This window comes from Kribbella steppae, from assembly GCF_004342025.1.
Lineage (GTDB): Bacteria > Actinomycetota > Actinomycetes > Propionibacteriales > Kribbellaceae > Kribbella > Kribbella steppae.
In genome coordinates this window covers 24,122-39,917 of record NZ_SLWN01000001.1, presented here as the reverse complement: position 1 = coordinate 39,917, position 15,796 = coordinate 24,122, and the positions used below count along the sequence as shown (strand labels likewise).

Below are 15,796 nucleotides of genomic sequence, written 5' to 3'. Positions count from 1 at the left end.
TTGAAAGCTGTGCCCAGCATCGTTCTGGCCGGTGGAGGATCCGCCGGCCACACCTCACCCCTGATCGCCACCGCCGACGCGCTGCGCCGGATCGATCCGACCGTCGAGATCATCGCCCTCGGCACCGAGCGCGGCCTGGAGACCCGGGTGGTCCCGGAAGCGGGCTACCGGCTCGAGCTGATCCCGCCGGTGCCGCTGCCGCGCAGGCTGACGCCGGCGCTGCTCGCCGTACCGGGCAAGATGCTCGCCTCGGTGAGCGCCGCCAAGAAGGTGCTCGAGGACGCGAAGGCCGACGTCCTGGTCGGCTTCGGCGGGTATGTCTCCACCCCTGCGTACGTCGCCGCCTGGCGGCGGAAGACCCCGATCGTGGTCCACGAGGGCAACGCGGTCCCGGGGATCGCGAACAAGTTCGCCGCGCGCTACTGCACGCAGAACGTGGCCACCTCGTTCCCCGGGACGGAGCTGCCGCACGCGTCGTACGTCGGTCTGCCGATCCGGCGGGCCATCTCGACGCTGGACCGCGCCGCGCTGCGGGCCGAGGCGCGGCAGTTCTTCGGACTCGACCCGGCCGCGCCGACGCTGCTGGTGACCGGCGGTTCGCAGGGCGCGCAGCGGCTGAACGAGGCGGTCGCGGGTGCCGCGGCCGATCTGCAGGCGGCCGGCATCCAGGTTCTGCATGTGATCGGGCCGAAGAACACTCTCGAGGTGCCGTCCACCGGGCCCCTGCCGTACGTCGTGCTGTCGTACGTCGACCGGATGGATCTGGCCTACGCGGCGGCCGACCTGGTTGTGTGCCGGTCGGGTGCGAACACGGTCACCGAGGTGTCGGGTGTCGGACTGCCCGCCATCTACGTTCCGCTGCCGCACGGTAACGGTGAGCAAGCTTTGAACGCCAAGCCTGTGATCGATGCGGGTGGCGGGCTGCTGGTCGACAACGCGACGGTCACACCGGAGTGGGTTCGTGCCACTGTTCCGCAACTTCTGCTCGACAGCGCGCGTCTGACAGCTATGTCCACAGCTGCGAAGGGCCTGATCCGTACCGATGCCGATGAGCGATTGGCGCGGATCATCCTGGATGTGGTGGGGTCTGCTTCGTGATCGTCACCGCTCCTGACACGACCCTGCCCGCGGAGAAGTTGGGGAGAGTGCACTTCGTCGGTATCGGCGGCGCCGGGATGTCGGGTATCGCCCGGATCATGGCGTCTCGTGGCATCGAGGTGTCCGGTTCCGACGCCAAGGACGGCAGGGTGCTGTCGGCGCTGCGTGCGCTCGGCGCCACCTGCTGGGTCGGTCACGCCGCCGAGCACGTCGCTTACGCCGACACCGTGGTGGTCTCCACCGCGATCCGCGAGACCAACCCCGAGGTGGTCGCCGCCCGGGCCGCCGGGATCCCGATCCTGCCGCGCGCCGCCGCGCTCGCCTCGGTGATGGTCGGCCGCCGGACGCTGGCGGTCGCCGGTACGCACGGCAAGACGACCACCACGTCGATGCTCACCGTCGCGCTGCAGCACTGCGCGGCCGATCCGTCGTACGCGATCGGCGGCAACCTGAACGAGTCCGGGTCGAACGCCCACGACGGCACCGGCGACCTGTTCGTCGCCGAGGCGGACGAGTCGGACAAGTCGTTCCTGACCTACCGCCCCGAGGTGTCGATCGTCACATCGGTCGAGCCGGACCACCTGGACAACTACGGCGACGAGGCCAGCTACCGGCTCGCCTTCGAGCAGTTCTGCGACCGGGTGATCCCGGGCGGCTTCATGGTGATCTGCTACGACGACGCCGGTGCGCGGAAGCTGGCCGAGTTCGCCCACGCGCGCGGGATCGACGTACGCACGTACGGCGAATCGGGTGACGCGGACATGCGGGTCACCGAGATCACCGCGACCGGGGCGACGCAGTCGTTCGTACCGGTGTACCGCGGCCGCAAGCTTCCGATGGTTCAGTTGCAGCAGGCGGGTAAGCACAACGCGCTGAACGCGTCCGCCGCGTTGACGGTCGGGCTGGGGCTCGGGTTCTCCGCCGCCGATCTGGCCGAGGGGCTGGCGTCGTTCACCGGGACCGGCCGGCGGTTCGAGTTCAAGGGGCTCGAGGACGGGGTCCGGGTGTTCGACTCGTACGCCCACCACCCCACCGAGCTGGCCGTCGACCTGACCGCGGCCCGACAGGTGGCGGGGGAGGGGCGCGTGATCGCGTGCTTCCAGCCGCATCTGTTCAGCCGGACCAGGATTTTCGCCACCCAGTTCTCCGACGCGCTCGCCCTGGCCGACGAGGTCGTCGTGATGGACGTGTTCGCGGCCCGCGAGGACCCGGAGCCCGGTGTCACCGGTGCGTTGATCGCGAATCACGTGCCGCTGAAGCCGGAGCAGGTCCGGTTCGAGCCGTCGTGGTCCGCCGTACCGCAGGTGGTCACCGATCTGGCCGAGCCCGGCGACCTTGTGGTGACGCTGGGAGCCGGCGACGTGACGTTGATCGGCCCGGAAGTGGTCGGTTTGCTGGCCGAACGCGCAGCCGCCCGCGAGTCTGCAGCCGAGGCCCTCGCTCCTGTGGTGGAGTAAATACGTGCCCCGTGCTGCTGTTTCCTTGACGCTGGCGACGCCCAGGCACGCACCTCGCCGCGTTGGAGAAGCATCCACGATGAAACCCGCATCGAGGACGCTTCTCCGCCTTGCGATGCACGCACCTGGACGTCGCCATCGTTCAAGCAAACAGCAGCACGGGACACGAGTGGGGTCATTGGCATGAGCCAGAGCGCTGATCTGGCTCGGGCACAACAGCGGTTTGCGCGCCGGCAGCGGCTGGTGCGATGGCGAAGCTGGTTGCCGTGGGCGATCGGTGGAGCCCTGCTGTTGCTGGGTGGTCTGATCGTCTGGTTGTTCTACTTCTCCTCCGCCCTCGCGGTCGACGGCGTCCGGGTGAGCGGCGCAGATACGGTGCCGGTGGCAACGATCGAGAACGTGGCCGAGGCGCCGATGGGTACACCACTGGCGAAGGTCGACCTGGGTGCGATCGCCGAACGGGTCCGGACCATCCCGGCGGTGGCCGACGCGCAGGTGACCCGGGCCTGGCCGAACAAGGTCGTGATCGTCGTCACCGAACGGGTTCCGGTGGTGGTCGTCACCGACGGGACGCGGTTCGAGCTGGTGGACGCGACCGGTACGGCGTTCAAGACGGTGCCGAACCGGCCGGCCGGACTTCCGGAGGCGAAGGTCACCGGCACCCGGCGCGAGGTGACGATCCGTTCGATCGTGACGGTATCGGCCGCGCTGCCGTCCACACTGCGGGCACAGGTGAGCACGATCTCGGCAGCGTCGCCCGACTCGATCACCCTCAACCTCGGGTCTGGGGTGAAGGTCGTTTGGGGCAGTTCCGATGACAGCGAGCGCAAGGCCGAGGTACTCAGCGTACTGATGAAGCGCAAGGCGACCGTGTACGACGTGTCGGCGCCCGATCTTCCTGTCACCAAAGGGGAAAAGCGATGACGGATCACATCACGGCAGTGCGCGGCGAGGCGCGTGGACATTGCCCGAATCGGTCCCGTACCGTGCGGCGTAATCTAAAGTTGACATAAGTCTAAGCATCCACTTGAGGTTCAGTCTTTTCGCTGGAACTTTTCGCTGGAACAGGGGCCAACCGGCCACAACGGGAACAGAACGAGGCGAGAGGCGCGGACGTGGCGGCACCGCAGAACTACCTAGCACTCATCAAGGTCGTCGGCATCGGCGGAGGCGGCGTGAACGCCGTCAACCGGATGATCGAGCACGGTCTGAAGGGCGTTGAGTTCATCGCCATCAACACCGACGCGCAAGCGCTGTTGATGAGCGACGCGGACGTCAAACTCGACATCGGCCGCGAAGAGACCCGGGGCCTCGGCGCCGGGGCGAACCCGGCGATCGGGCAGAAGGCCGCGGAGGACCACGCAGAGGAGATCGAGGAGGCGCTGAAGGGCGCCGACATGGTCTTCGTGACCGCCGGCGAGGGCGGCGGCACCGGCACCGGCGGCGCGCCGGTGGTGGCCCGGATCGCCCGCTCGCTCGGCGCTCTGACCATAGGTGTCGTCACGCGGCCGTTCTCCTTCGAAGGAAAGCGGCGCGCGACCCAGGCTGAAGACGGCATCGCCACCCTCCGCGAGGAGGTGGACACGCTGATCGTCATTCCGAACGACCGACTGCTGACCATCTCCGACCGCGCCGTGTCCGTGCTGGACGCGTTCAAGCAGGCCGACCAGGTGCTGCTGCAGGGTGTCTCCGGTATCACCGATCTGATCACCACACCCGGTCTGATCAACGTGGACTTCGCCGACGTCAAGGCGGTCATGTCGAACGCGGGCTCCGCGCTGATGGGCATCGGCTCGTCCCGCGGTGAGGACCGCGCGGTGGCGGCGGCCGAGGCGGCCATCTCGTCTCCGTTGCTGGAGGCAAGTATCGAGGGTGCGCACGGTGTGCTGCTGTCGATCGCGGGTGGTTCCGACCTGGGCCTGTTCGAGATCAACGAGGCGGCCCAACTGGTGTCGGAGTCCGCGCACTCGGACGCGAACATCATCTTCGGTGCGGTCATCGACGACGCCCTCGGCGACGAGGTGCGGGTCACGGTGATCGCGGCCGGGTTCGACGGTGGGATGCCGAAGCGCCGCGAGCAGGCGATGAACTCGGCCCGCCCGCAGTCGACCTCCCGGCCGAGCACCGAGAGCTCCTACTCGGCGCCGACGCAGCAGTCCGGCACGCAGACTCCTCCGGCAGTGCCGACCACCGGTCAGCAGCCGCCCACTGGTCAGACCCCGGCGCCGACCTCGAGCGGTCAGGCGACATCGGGTCCGGCCACCGGACAGACCAACGGGCAGGCTCCGGCCGGCCAGGCCTCCGCGGGGCAGGCCGGCGCAGGTCAGGGCACGCCGGGGCAGACCACGTCGAACGGGCAGCCGCCGGTTCCGCCGACTCCCGCCGACGACACGGTCCCGGTGCCGGCTTCGACCGAGGGTCGTCCGGGTGCCGGTACGACGAACTCGGCGCGCCCGCAGGCAGGCGACCCGGTGCGCACCGTGCCGCAGACCCCGCAGCCCGCTCCGCACACCCCAGCCACGCCGACCTCGGGCCACTCGTGGCCGGTGAACGGCCCGAGCGGTGCGTCGGGTACGCCGTCTCCAGGGACGTCGCAGCCCGGTCCAAGCCGCCCGGCCCGCAAGCCCGAACCGGAAGAGGACCTCGACATCCCGGACTTCCTGAAGTAAGAGGTGCCTCGTCAAGGAGCATTCGGCACGTCTAGCGGCGCCCCAGACGCCCGCTGGCGGCGTTGTCGTCGTCGCGAGATGCTCCGCATCGCGCTCCTCCTCCGCCTTGCCAGCGAACGACTGGACCACCGCTAGCCGCACCAACACTCCTTGACGAGGCACGGCGTCCGGGCCGGTAGGCTCTGGGCGTGTTCGGGTATGACGAGGTTCTCCGCGGTGTCCGCTTCGCCTTCACCGATCGCTTCGGCGGCGCGAGCACCGCGCCGTACGGCGAACTGAACCTCGGCAGCGCGGTCGGCGCCGATGCCGACGCGGTGGTGGAGAACTACCGTCGCCTGGCGGCCGAGTTCGGTGTCCGGCCTGAGGCGATCGTCCGGGTCAGCCAGGTGCACGGCCGTGACGTCCACGTCGTCCGGCCGGGTGATGAGCTTCCGCTCCGCCCGATGCCGACCGCCGATGCGCTGGTCACCACTCGCGACGATGTCGTGCTGTGTGTTCGCGCCGCCGACTGCCTGCCGGTGCTGCTCACCGGTGACGGAGTCATCGGTGCGGCGCACTCCGGCCGCAAGGGGATGTACGTCGGCGTCGTACCGGCGACCGTCGAGGCGATGCGCGAGCTCGGTGCGTCGCGGATCACCGCCGTCCTCGGGCCGTCCGCGTGCGGCAACTGTTACGAGGTGCCGGCCGAGATGCGGGCCGAGGTGGCCGAGCGGGTGCCGGCGTCGTACGCGGAAACGAGCTGGGGTACGCCGTCCATCGACGTGGCCGCCGGGGTCAGGGCACAACTGGCCGAGCTCGGTGTCGAGGTGGTCGACGCGACCGCCTGCACGATCGAGTCGGAGAACCTGTACTCGTACCGGCGCGAAGGTCCGGTCAGCGGACGGCTGGCCGGCCTCGTCAAACTGCCGGCCGCGTGATGACTGTGCTTTTGGCCGGGCCTCCGGCGCCGGCGTGGTCATGGGGCCTTGCTCCCGGCCTTCCCTCGTCACTCCAGTCGCTGTGCACATTGCCACGCCTCCGGCGCGGCGGGTCATGGGGCTTCAACTCCCGGCCTTCCCTCGTCACTCCAGTCGCTTCGCTCCCTGCACTCCTCAGTCCAGGCCGGGAGGCCCCATGACCGGGCTCCCTGCACTCCTCAGTTCAGGCCGGGAGGTCCCATGACCCGTGTGGACGAGCTGCGGGAGAACCTGCGGCTGGTGCGAGAACGGATCGAGAAGGCCTGTGAGGCGGCCGGGAGGGCTCCGGACGAGGTCACCCTTGTCGCGATCACCAAAACCTTCCCAGTCAGCGATGTACGGGCGCTCACAGCCCTCGGGGTCCGCGACGTCGGCGAGAACCGCGAGCAGGAGCTCAAGGCGAAGGCCCCGGACTGCCCGGACGCCACCTGGCACTTCGTCGGCCAACTCCAGTCGAAGAAGGCACGCTCGGTGGTCCGGTACGCGTCGGTCGTGCACTCGGTGGACCGCGCGTCGCTGGTGACCGCGCTGTCGAAGGCCGCGATCGCCGAAGAACGGACCGTGCGCTGTCTGCTGCAGGTGAGCCTGGCGTCGTACGGATCGGCGGAGGCCGCGACCGGTGCCGGCCGCGGTGGTGTCGAGCCTTCCGCCGTACCGGAGTTGGCCGGGGAAGTGGCGGCGGCCGACGGGCTGGAGCTGGGTGGCGTGATGGCGGTCGCCCCGCTGGGTTCGGACCCCGACGAAGCGTTCGCCGGGCTGCACGAAGTAGCCTCCCGACTACGCTCCGAACACCCCGGCGCCGACTGGATCTCGGCCGGGATGACCGGTGATCTGGACGCCGCGATCAGGCAGGGAGCGACACACGTACGGCTCGGGCGCGCCTTACTCGGTACGCGTCCTCCACTCGGTTAGTGTCGACATCGAGCAGGTTTTGCTTCCTGCTCACCGTTGTCGTCGAACCGGAATCGAAGGGCTGGAGGGCCATGAGCGGCGCGCTGCGCAAGATGGGTGTGTACCTCGGCTTGGTCGAGGACGGGGAGCGCTACAACGCGCGGTACGACGACGAGTACGACGACTACGACGAGTACGACGACGTAGCCGTCGACGGGGAGTCCCACGAGCCCGAGCCGGTGCCCGCCGGCCGGGAGAGCCGCGAACCCCGAGACTCCCGTGAGGAGCAGGGCGCGACGGTCAGCAAGTTTCCAGAACGACGTGGTGTCGCACCGTCCCCGGAGGTAACCGAGTTGGCCCGCATCACCACCGTGCACCCGCGCAGCTACAACGAGGCGCGAGTCATCGGTGAGCACTTCCGCGACGGCACGCCCGTCATCATGAACCTGACCGAGATGGACCACTCCGACGCCAAGCGGCTGGTCGACTTCGCCGCCGGGCTGATCTTCTGCTGCCGTGGTTCGATCGAGCGGATCACCACCAAGGTGTTCCTGGTCTGCCCACCGAACGTGACGGTGGCCGCCGAGGAGAAGGAGAAGATCGCCGCGGACGGGTTCTACAACCAGAGCTGACGCCCTCGCGTCCGCCATGGTTACCGCCGGTCTTCTACACTCATTGACGACATGGTTGCTCTAGCGCTCGTCCTCACGGTTCTCAGCTGGGTACTGCTCGCCTTCTTCCTGATGTTGGTGGCGCGGTTCGTCCTCAGTCTGATCGTCATGTTCGCGCCGCAGTGGCACCCGAAGGGGCCGCTGCTGCTCTTCTTCGAGTTGATCTACTCGGTCACCGATCCGTTCCTGCGGCCGCTGCGGCGGATCCTGCCCCCGATCGGGGCCGGTGGGATCCGGATCGACCTGTCCATGCTGATGCTGTTCGTCATCGTCTCGCTGGCGATGTCGATCAACTCGACCGCACTCCGCTCACTGTGATCCAGCGCACCGGAGGTGGTACGGAACCGGTGAATCGCCCGCCGAGTCGGAGGGTGAGGACGCCGGGGACGGGGTAGGTAAAGTCTCGACAACGGGGCCGTTTCGTTGCTGGCGTCCGCCGGGTGTGGGCCGTTATTGCCCGCCCGGATTCCGTTAGAACACAACGAAGCGATAACGTGATCTACTGAGTCGCCGAGGTGAAGGCCACGGGGACTCCGCCAAGACACAGACAAACGAGGTGAAAGATGCCGCTGACGCCGGATGACGTCCGCTCGAAGCAGTTCACGCCCGTCCGACTACGGGAGGGCTACGACGTCACTGAGGTCGACTCCTTCCTCGACGAGGTCGAAGCCGAGCTCGAGCGACTTCTCGCCGAGAACGAGGAGCTGCGGGCCAAGCTCGCCGCGGCTCAGCGCGCGGGTGCTGGTCAGGAGCGGCCGGTCGACCAGACCGCCGCGCTGCCGCCCGTCGTGCAGCAGCCCAAGCCCCCGGTCGTGGTCGAGAAGCCGGAGGAGAAGCCGCCTGTCGCAGCGCCTGTAGTGGCCGCGGGGGCCGCTGCCGCGGCAGGAACCGTCGGCGACGCCTCCAGCTCCGCTGTGCGGCTGCTGGAGATGGCCACCAAGCACTCCGACGACCTGGTCCAGGAGGCGAAGGACACCGCCGACAAGATCATCGGCGAGGCCCGCGCCAAGGCCGAGCGGCTGGAGAACGAGGCTCGCGGCAAGGCCGACCGGATGACCGGCGAAGCTCGTGCCCGCGCCGAGAAGCTGGACGGCGAGATCGCGGAGCGCCGGGCGCAGATGCTCGGCACCCTCGAGAAGCAGAAGGGCCAGCTGGAGCGCACGATCGACGACCTGCACGCCTACGAGCGCGAGTACCGCAGCCGGCTGAAGACGTACTTCACCGAGCAGCTCAAGGCGCTGGGCAACGGCGACGACACGCTCAGCCCGCGCAACGGCTTCCGCCCGGAGGCACGCGCCCAGGCTCACGGTCACGGCGTCTAAAAACCTCAGACAAGAGGCGGTGCTTTCCGGCGGCACCGCCTCTTCGTCATGTCCGGGCTCTTTTGACACACGGTCCCAACTCGGTGACACGGTGTCAGGGTCACGGTCAGGGCCAGGCCAGAGGTTCCTTCCGGCCGCTCAGCGTTTCCACGTCGGTGAGCCGCAGCCGGTACGGCGTAAGCCGCAGCAGCGAGGGTGATTCTCTGTTGAATGCCGCGCCTCCGGCGCGGCGGTCACGGGGCTGTGACTCCCGGCCTTCCCTCGTCGCTCCGGTCGCTTCGCTCCCTGCGCTCCTCAGTCCAGGCCGGGAGGCCCCGCGACCGGGGGCCGGACCATCGGGGAACACACTCCAGAAGTCATAGCCGAGTGGGGCCGGGGCATCCCGGTACAACTCCCACACTCGTTGCCGGGTCGCCGTATCGCTGACCCATTCCGCCCGGCAGTCCGCCACCGCGACCTCGTGGCCGGGCTCCCAATAGCTACAGCTCAGATACGGGCTGTACGCCAGATGCCGCACCTTCACCGGCGTCACCCGAGTGACGATCCACCCGACCAACCCACCGGCCGGCTCCACCGCCGGGCTCCCGGCTTCGTCGGTCGCTTCCCAGAGCGGGTGGAGGATTCGGGTACGCGGCCGGTGGTCCGGCCCGACCGTGGCTACCGTGCACCACACGATCCGGTGCGCTCGTTCGACAAACTCTTTTTGCACAACCATGGTTGTAGGTTAATTGATGCACAACCACGGTTGTATAGTTCGGCGGTATGGAGTTCGATCCGGCTGGAGCCGACCTGTCGCTGGCCTCGCTGTTCACCGGCTGGGCGCTGGCCGACGAGCTCCAGCGCCGGCTCGTCGCCGAGGGGTTCACCGACACGCGGTTCGCCGACGGGGTGGTGTTCCAGCATCTGGTCGGCGGACCAGTGACGATCAGCACATTGGCCGAGCGGATGAACGTGACCCAGCAGGCCGCATCCAAGTCGGTCGCCGACCTGGAGAAGCGCGGCTACCTCAGTCGAGCGCAGGACCCCACGGACGCACGCGCTCGCCGAGTCGTGCTGTCGCCACGTGGAGAGGCCGTGATCGGAGCCGCCCGGCGACACCGAGCGGCCCTCGACTCAGAACTCCGTCAAGCGCTAGGCCCCGATCGCGTCGAGGCAGCACGCCTACTGCTCGTCGACGCGATCAATCACCTGGGCGCCGCCCCAGCCCTACGAGCCCGCACCGCCCGCCCACCCCGCTGACCGCCCACCCCGCTGACCGCCCACCCCGCTGACCACCCACCCCACTGACCACCCACCCCACTGACCACCCACCCCACTGACCACCTGCCCCACTGACCGCCCACCTTCGGCTGACCGCCCACATTTGGCTGGCCAGCCAACGAGGTTGGGGGTTTGCCACCCGTAATCAGGGTGGCAATCCCCTCATTTGGTGGGTCAGCCAGCCAAATGCGGCGGGGTGGGGTGGTCAGGCTTTGGCGAGCCAGTAGGTGAGTTGGAGGTCCTCTTCGGTGCCGGTGGCAACGTCTGCGGACTCCGACGGGGCCGACTGGCTGAGCTCGACGGCGAGGACCTCGCGGGCGATCTCGTCGGCGTGCTTGCCGAGGGCATCGGACAGGTCGGCGTCGGTGGAGGTCAGCCAGACCCTGATCCGGTCCGACACCTCGAGACCCGCGTTCTTCCGGGCCTCCTGCAACGTCCGGACCACCTCGCGGGCCAGGCCGGCCTGCTTGAGCTCCGGGGTGACTTCGAGGTCGAGGGCAACGGTCTCGCCCTGCTCGTTCACCACGGACCAGCCTTCGCGCGGCCGCTCGGACAGCAGTACGTCGGACTCGCCGACCTCGACGTTCTCGCCGTCGACCACGACTGTCGCCGTACCGGACTCCTTCAGCGCCGCGGCCAAGGCGGCAGCGTCGGCGGCGGCGATCGCGGCAGCGACCACCGGGGTCTGCTTGGCGAACCGTTTGCCGAGCTCGCGGAAGTTGCCCTTGGCAGAGAACTCGACCAAGTCGGCACCGGCCGAGGAGAGCGGCTCGACCGCGCCCACGTTCAGCTCATCGGCGATCTCCTGGAGCAGCTCGGCGGACAGGTCCGCGATCGCGGCCGATCCGACCAGGGCACGGGACAGCGGCTGGCGCGTCCGCACCTTGGCCTCCGCTCGCGCGGACCGGCCGAGTTCGACGACACGCCGAGCCATCGACACGTGCTGCGCGAGCTTGTCGTCGATGAGCGTCGCGTCGTACGCCGGAAAGCTCGTCAGGTGCACCGACTCCGGCAGGTCGGGCGTGACCGGACGGAACACGTCCTGCCAGACCCGCTCGGTCACGAACGGCATCAGCGGCGCCATCACCCGGGTGAGGACGTCGAGCGTCTCGTGCAGGGTGGCGAGCGCACCGGGGTCACCGGCCCAGAAGCGGCGACGCGAACGCCGGACGTACCAGTTGGAGAGCACGTCGACGAACGAGTTGATCAGCGAACCCAGCCGCTGGGTGTCGAAGTCGGCGTAGGCCTCGTCGGTGTCCCGGACCAGCCGGTGAGTCTCGCTGACCAGCCACCGGTCCAGCACCGAGCGCTCGGCCACCGGCGGTACGTCGGCGGTCGGCGACCAGTCGGCCAGCCGCGCGTACAGGGCGTGGAACGCGACCGTGTTCCAGTAGGTGAGCAGCACCTTCCGGACGATCTCGTTCAGCACGTTCGGCCCGATGCCGCGTGCCTTCCACGGCGACCCGGAGGCGGCCATGAACCAGCGCACCGCGTCCGCGCTGTGGTCGTCCATCAGCGGGATCGGCTCCAGGATGTTGCCCAGGTGCTTGGACATCTTCCGGCCGTCCTCGGCCATGATGTGCCCGAGGCAGACGACATTGCGGTACGACGACTCGTCGAAGACCAGCGTGCCGATCGCCATCAGCGTGTAGAACCAGCCACGGGTCTGGTCGATCGCCTCGGAGATGAAGTCGGCCGGGTACGCCTGCTGGAACTTCTCCGTCGACCCCTCGGCCCACGGGTAGCCCCACTGGGCGAACGGCATCGCGCCCGAGTCGTACCAGGCGTCGATCACCTCAGGCACGCGCCGGGCCTCGTGACCGCAGGTCGGGCAGTCGAAGGTGATGTCGTCGACGTACGGCCGGTGCGGGTCGGTGGCGTTCAGGTCCCGGCCGGCCAGCTGGCCGAGCTCGGCCAACGAGCCGACGCACACCTGGTGGTCGTCCTCGCACCGCCAGATCGGCAGCGGCGTACCCCAGTAGCGGGACCGGGAGACGGCCCAGTCGATGTTGTTGCGCAGCCAGTCGCCGTACCGGCCCCACTTGACCGAGTCCGGGTACCAGTTGGACTTCTCGTTCTCGCGGAGCAGCGCGTCCTTCACCTGCGTGGTGCGGATGTACCAGGAGGGGAGAGCGTAGTACATGACCGGGGTGTGGCAGCGCCAGCAGTGCGGGTACGGGTGCTCGTACGGGACGTGCCGGAAGAGCGCACCGCGCTCCTGCAGGTCCTTCACCAGCGTCTCGTCGGCCTTCTTGAAGAACTGCCCACCAACCAGCGGTACGTCGGCCTCAAAGTGACCGTCGGACTCGACCGGATTCACCACCGGCAGGCCGTACGCACGGCACACCGCAAGGTCGTCGGCACCGAACGCGGGGGACTGGTGCACCAGACCGGTGCCGTCCTCGGTGGTGACGTAGTCAGCCAGTACGACGTAGTGCGCCGGCTCGGGGAACTCCACCAACTCGAACGGCCGCTGGTACGTCCACCGCTCCATCTCGCGGCCGCCGTACTGACCGGTGACCGTCCAGTCCTCGCCCAGCGTGCTCAGCAGCGGCTCCGCCACCACCAGCGACTCGATGCCGTCAGTGGCGACGACGTACTGCACGTCGGGGTGCACTGCGACTGCAGTGTTTGAAACGAGTGTCCACGGGGTCGTCGTCCAGACCAGCAGTGATGCCTTACCCGCGAGCGGACCGGAGGTTAGCGGGAAGCGGACGTACACCGAGGGGTCGATGACGGTCTCGTAGCCCTGCGCGAGCTCGTGGTCCGACAGACCGGTGCCACAGCGCGGGCAGTACGGCGTGATGCGGTAGTCCTCGACCAGGAGGCCCTTGTCGTGGATCTGCTTGAGCGACCACCAGACGGACTGCACGTACTCCGGGTCCATCGTCCGGTAGGGCTGCTCCAGGTCGACCCAGTAGCCCATCCGGACGGTCAGCTCGTTGAACGCGTCCACGTGGCGCAGCACCGACTCGCGGCACTTGGCGTTGAACTCGGCGATCCCGTACGCCTCGATGTCGTTCTTACCGTTGAACCCGAGTTCCTTCTCGACCGCGACCTCGACCGGCAGACCGTGGCAGTCCCAGCCGGCCTTGCGCTCGACCCAGAAGCCCTTCATTGTCCGGTAGCGCGGGAAGACGTCCTTGAAGACGCGCGCCTCGATGTGGTGGGTGCCGGGCATGCCGTTCGCGGTCGGCGGGCCCTCGAAGAAGGTCCACGGATCACCGCCGGCGGACACCTCGAGGCTCTTGGCGAAGGTGTCGTGCTGGTCCCAGTGGACGAGCACCTCGCGCTCGAGCGCGGGGAAATCCACCTGCGCCGGGACCTGCCGCCACGGAGTCGTTGCCATCTCTCTGTCGTCCTTCGTCGAGCCAGTGTGACTGCTGACGAGGGACGAAGCGCCGGCGTTTGCGCCGGTGCCGCGCGGTACCACCCTCCTTGGTGACCGAGAGTTGTGGCCACCCACTTCCTTAACGCGTCGCTGCCGGTTCTAATAGGTCCCTGCGGACTGTTCTTCCGGCGGCTCCGGGGTGATCGCCCCATCACTGCCTTGCGGATCGCGGTTGTCAGTGTACGACTTCGTACCAGGCAACTACGAATCGTTAAACGACCGGGGCGCTGGGGTGGGGCAGGAAAAACGGGTGGTCAGGCGAGAATTCAGCCGTGAGAATTCTGCTGCGGGTCAAACCGGGTGCTTCCCGGACCGCGGTCGGCGGGCGCTACGACGGCCCGTCCGGCCCGGCGCTGGTGGTGTCGGTGGCGGCCCGCGCGGTTGAGGGGCAGGCGACGAAGGCTGTCCTCGAGGAGGTGGCGGCGGCGTTCGGCGTACGTCGCTCCGCGGTGACGTTGGTACGGGGAGCGACCAGCAGGGACAAACTGGTCGCGGTGGAGGGGGAGGAGAACGTGCTCAGGCCGAGACTCGAACATCTGCTCGGCTAAAACGCAGAGGGACGCCGAAATACTGCTGTGACGCGCGGAACATCGAGTGGGCTTGAAGACTCGACTACCGTATGTCCACGGTCTGCGCGTCGGACTGGCACGTGCTCGGCACGTGGCCTAGTGTCTTGCGACCAGTCCGCTTCAGTCTCCGACGAAGGCAGGGGGTAGCTGACCATGGCTACATCGGCTCCCAAGAAGTCCGCCCCCCAACGCACTGCCGCGGCCAAGAAGACCGCCGCGAAATCAGCCGAGCCGGCCACCAAGAAGACTGCGGCCCGCAAGGCACCGGCGAAGACCACGCCGGCCAAGAAGACCTCCGCCAAGAAGACTCCCGCGAAGAAGACGGCGGCCAAGAAGTCTGCCGGCTCGACAGCGGCCAAGAGTACAGCGGCGAAGACCCCTGCCAAGCAAGCTCCGACGAAGAGGGTGGCCATGAAGACGAACGAGAACAGGACCCCGGCGACGGCGCCGGCGAAGTCCGCAGCGCACAAGGCAGAGACCCTCACGGTGAAATCCGGCGAGACCCCGTGGACGGCCGCCGAGCTGACCGAGCTCCGCGGTGAGCTGGAGGCCGACGTGGTGCACCTGAACAAGGAGATCCACGACGCCCAGCAGGAGATTGTCGGCTTGCTCCGCGACGGTGGCGACGGTGCCGGCAACGACCAGGCCGATGTCGGCTCGACCACGCTGGAGCGCGACCACGAGATGTCGCTGGCGAACAACGCCCGCGACATGCTGGACCAGATCGAGCGGGCCCTGTCCCGGATCGAGGACGGCACCTACGGCATCTGCGAGAGCTGCGGCAACGCGATCGGCAAGGGTCGGTTGCAGGCGTTCCCGCGTGCGACACTGTGCGTGTCATGCAAAGAACGCGAAGAACGCCGCTGAGCGACCCCGACACGTCCCACCAGGCAGGGGACGCACCCCCCGAGCCAACGGAACCGGCCGACTCCCTGTCGGCCGGTTCTCCGTCGTCTCCGGACGCTGCTGAGGGCGACGCCGTACCGACAGACAGTGAGAGCACGCCGGTCCGGCGTCGGTCCTGGAAGTTGATGGTCCTGTTCGGCGCGGTCGGGCTGCTGATCCTGTTCCTGGATCAGCTGACCAAGGCGCTGGCGTTGGCGCATCTGACGCCGGGTGAGCCGGTGAACGTGATCGGGAGCTTCCTGAAGTTCAACCTGATCCGGAACTCCGGGGCCGCGTTCAGTCTCGGTTCGGACTACACGCCGTACATCAGCGCGATCCAGATCACGGTCGCGCTCGGCGTCGCCTACCTGTCCCGCAAGCTCGGGTCGATCGGCTGGGCGGTCGCGTTCGGATTACTGTTCGGTGGCGCGGTCGGCAACATCATCGACCGGATCTTCCGGGAGCCGTCGCCGTTCCACGGGCACGTGATCGACTTCCTGCAGACGCCGCACTGGGCGATCTTCAACATCGCGGACATGGCCGTCACCTCGGCCGCCGTGCTGCTGGTGATCCAGACCCTGCGCGGGGTCAGGCTCGACGGGACGAAGGAACTGAAGAAGTGACGGG

General features: G+C 68.3%; 15 protein-coding genes. 13 read left to right on the top strand and 2 right to left on the bottom strand.

Translation table 11 applies throughout. The features are described from left to right. Nucleotides 1-9: 9 nt before the first annotated feature. The 9 genes from murG (at nt 10) to EV652_RS00130 (ending at nt 9,064) form a co-directional block, all read left to right on the top strand. Nucleotides 10-1,098, top strand: a complete 1,089-nt coding sequence (gene murG, locus EV652_RS00170; RefSeq protein ID WP_132206889.1) for an undecaprenyldiphospho-muramoylpentapeptide beta-N-acetylglucosaminyltransferase — start codon at nt 10-12, stop codon at nt 1,096-1,098. Next, complete coding sequence (gene murC, locus EV652_RS00165; protein ID WP_132206888.1) at nt 1,095-2,555, top strand: UDP-N-acetylmuramate--L-alanine ligase; 1,461 nt, start codon at nt 1,095-1,097, stop codon at nt 2,553-2,555. The genes murG and murC overlap by 4 nt, the downstream gene beginning before the upstream one ends. Before the next feature lie 183 nt (nt 2,556-2,738). Further along, nucleotides 2,739-3,479 carry a cell division protein FtsQ/DivIB gene (locus EV652_RS00160; protein WP_132206887.1) on the top strand — a complete coding sequence of 247 codons (741 nt, stop codon included), beginning with the start codon at nt 2,739-2,741 and terminating at the stop codon, nt 3,477-3,479. A 191-nt stretch (nt 3,480-3,670) separates the two neighbouring features. Further along, nucleotides 3,671-5,224 carry a cell division protein FtsZ gene (ftsZ, locus tag EV652_RS46355; RefSeq protein ID WP_132206886.1) on the top strand — a complete coding sequence of 518 codons (1,554 nt, stop codon included), beginning with the start codon at nt 3,671-3,673 and terminating at the stop codon, nt 5,222-5,224. A gap of 188 nt (nt 5,225-5,412) precedes the next feature. Further along, on the top strand, nt 5,413-6,141 hold the full coding sequence (gene pgeF, locus EV652_RS00150) for a peptidoglycan editing factor PgeF (RefSeq protein WP_132206885.1): 729 nt from the start codon (nt 5,413-5,415) through the stop codon (nt 6,139-6,141). Between the two features lie 240 nt (nt 6,142-6,381). Next, the gene (locus EV652_RS00145; protein WP_132206884.1) at nt 6,382-7,092 is read left to right on the top strand and encodes a YggS family pyridoxal phosphate-dependent enzyme; all 711 of its coding nucleotides are present in this window, start codon (nt 6,382-6,384) and stop codon (nt 7,090-7,092) included. A gap of 71 nt (nt 7,093-7,163) precedes the next feature. Beyond that, entirely contained in the window at nt 7,164-7,703 is a 540-nt protein-coding gene (locus EV652_RS00140; protein ID WP_132206883.1) for a cell division protein SepF, read from the top strand. A gap of 51 nt (nt 7,704-7,754) precedes the next feature. Continuing rightward, nucleotides 7,755-8,060 (top strand): YggT family protein, encoded by a 306-nt coding sequence (locus tag EV652_RS00135; protein ID WP_132206882.1) that lies wholly within the window; start codon nt 7,755-7,757, stop codon nt 8,058-8,060. 245 nt (nt 8,061-8,305) lie between these two features. Continuing rightward, complete coding sequence (locus EV652_RS00130; RefSeq protein ID WP_132206881.1) at nt 8,306-9,064, top strand: DivIVA domain-containing protein; 759 nt, start codon at nt 8,306-8,308, stop codon at nt 9,062-9,064. A 106-nt stretch (nt 9,065-9,170) separates the two neighbouring features. On the opposite strand, the gene EV652_RS00125 is transcribed toward EV652_RS00130, so the two are convergent. Next, nucleotides 9,171-9,779, bottom strand: a complete 609-nt coding sequence (locus tag EV652_RS00125) for a pyridoxamine 5'-phosphate oxidase family protein (RefSeq protein WP_199237932.1) — start codon at nt 9,777-9,779, stop codon at nt 9,171-9,173. A gap of 47 nt (nt 9,780-9,826) precedes the next feature. Between EV652_RS00125 and EV652_RS00120 the strand changes: the two genes are divergently transcribed. Then, the gene (locus EV652_RS00120) at nt 9,827-10,303 is read left to right on the top strand and encodes a MarR family winged helix-turn-helix transcriptional regulator (RefSeq protein ID WP_132206880.1); all 477 of its coding nucleotides are present in this window, start codon (nt 9,827-9,829) and stop codon (nt 10,301-10,303) included. A 226-nt stretch (nt 10,304-10,529) separates the two neighbouring features. On the opposite strand, the gene ileS is transcribed toward EV652_RS00120, so the two are convergent. Further along, nucleotides 10,530-13,673, bottom strand: coding sequence for an isoleucine--tRNA ligase (gene ileS / locus EV652_RS00115; RefSeq protein WP_132206879.1), 3,144 nt, complete (start codon nt 13,671-13,673; stop codon nt 10,530-10,532). Nucleotides 13,674-13,987: 314 nt separating this feature from the next. Between ileS and EV652_RS00110 the strand changes: the two genes are divergently transcribed. From EV652_RS00110 to lspA, 3 genes are all read left to right on the top strand, one after another. Further along, entirely contained in the window at nt 13,988-14,263 is a 276-nt protein-coding gene (locus EV652_RS00110) for a DUF167 domain-containing protein (protein WP_132206878.1), read from the top strand. A 174-nt stretch (nt 14,264-14,437) separates the two neighbouring features. Further along, nucleotides 14,438-15,151 (top strand): TraR/DksA family transcriptional regulator, encoded by a 714-nt coding sequence (locus EV652_RS46080; protein WP_132206877.1) that lies wholly within the window; start codon nt 14,438-14,440, stop codon nt 15,149-15,151. Then, the gene (lspA, locus tag EV652_RS00100) at nt 15,124-15,792 is read left to right on the top strand and encodes a signal peptidase II (protein WP_199237931.1); all 669 of its coding nucleotides are present in this window, start codon (nt 15,124-15,126) and stop codon (nt 15,790-15,792) included. The genes EV652_RS46080 and lspA overlap by 28 nt, the downstream gene beginning before the upstream one ends. The last annotated feature ends 4 nt before the right edge of the window (nt 15,793-15,796 follow it).

Bases quoted from the DNA above. Each gene is read 5' to 3' on its own strand.
- EV652_RS00160 (WP_132206887.1), top strand. From the start codon at position 2,739: ATGAGCCAGAGCGCTGATCTGGCTCGGGCACAACAGCGGTTTGCGCGC.
- EV652_RS00145 (WP_132206884.1), top strand. From the start codon at position 6,382: ATGACCCGTGTGGACGAGCTGCGGGAGAACCTGCGGCTGGTGCGAGAA.
- EV652_RS00140 (WP_132206883.1), top strand. From the start codon at position 7,164: ATGAGCGGCGCGCTGCGCAAGATGGGTGTGTACCTCGGCTTGGTCGAG.
- EV652_RS00135 (WP_132206882.1), top strand. From the start codon at position 7,755: ATGGTTGCTCTAGCGCTCGTCCTCACGGTTCTCAGCTGGGTACTGCTC.
- EV652_RS00130 (WP_132206881.1), top strand. From the start codon at position 8,306: ATGCCGCTGACGCCGGATGACGTCCGCTCGAAGCAGTTCACGCCCGTC.
- EV652_RS00125 (WP_199237932.1), bottom strand. From the start codon at position 9,779: ATGGTTGTGCAAAAAGAGTTTGTCGAACGAGCGCACCGGATCGTGTGG.
- EV652_RS00120 (WP_132206880.1), top strand. From the start codon at position 9,827: ATGGAGTTCGATCCGGCTGGAGCCGACCTGTCGCTGGCCTCGCTGTTC.
- ileS (WP_132206879.1), bottom strand. From the start codon at position 13,673: ATGGCAACGACTCCGTGGCGGCAGGTCCCGGCGCAGGTGGATTTCCCC.
- EV652_RS46080 (WP_132206877.1), top strand. From the start codon at position 14,438: ATGGCTACATCGGCTCCCAAGAAGTCCGCCCCCCAACGCACTGCCGCG.
- lspA (WP_199237931.1), top strand. From the start codon at position 15,124: ATGCAAAGAACGCGAAGAACGCCGCTGAGCGACCCCGACACGTCCCAC.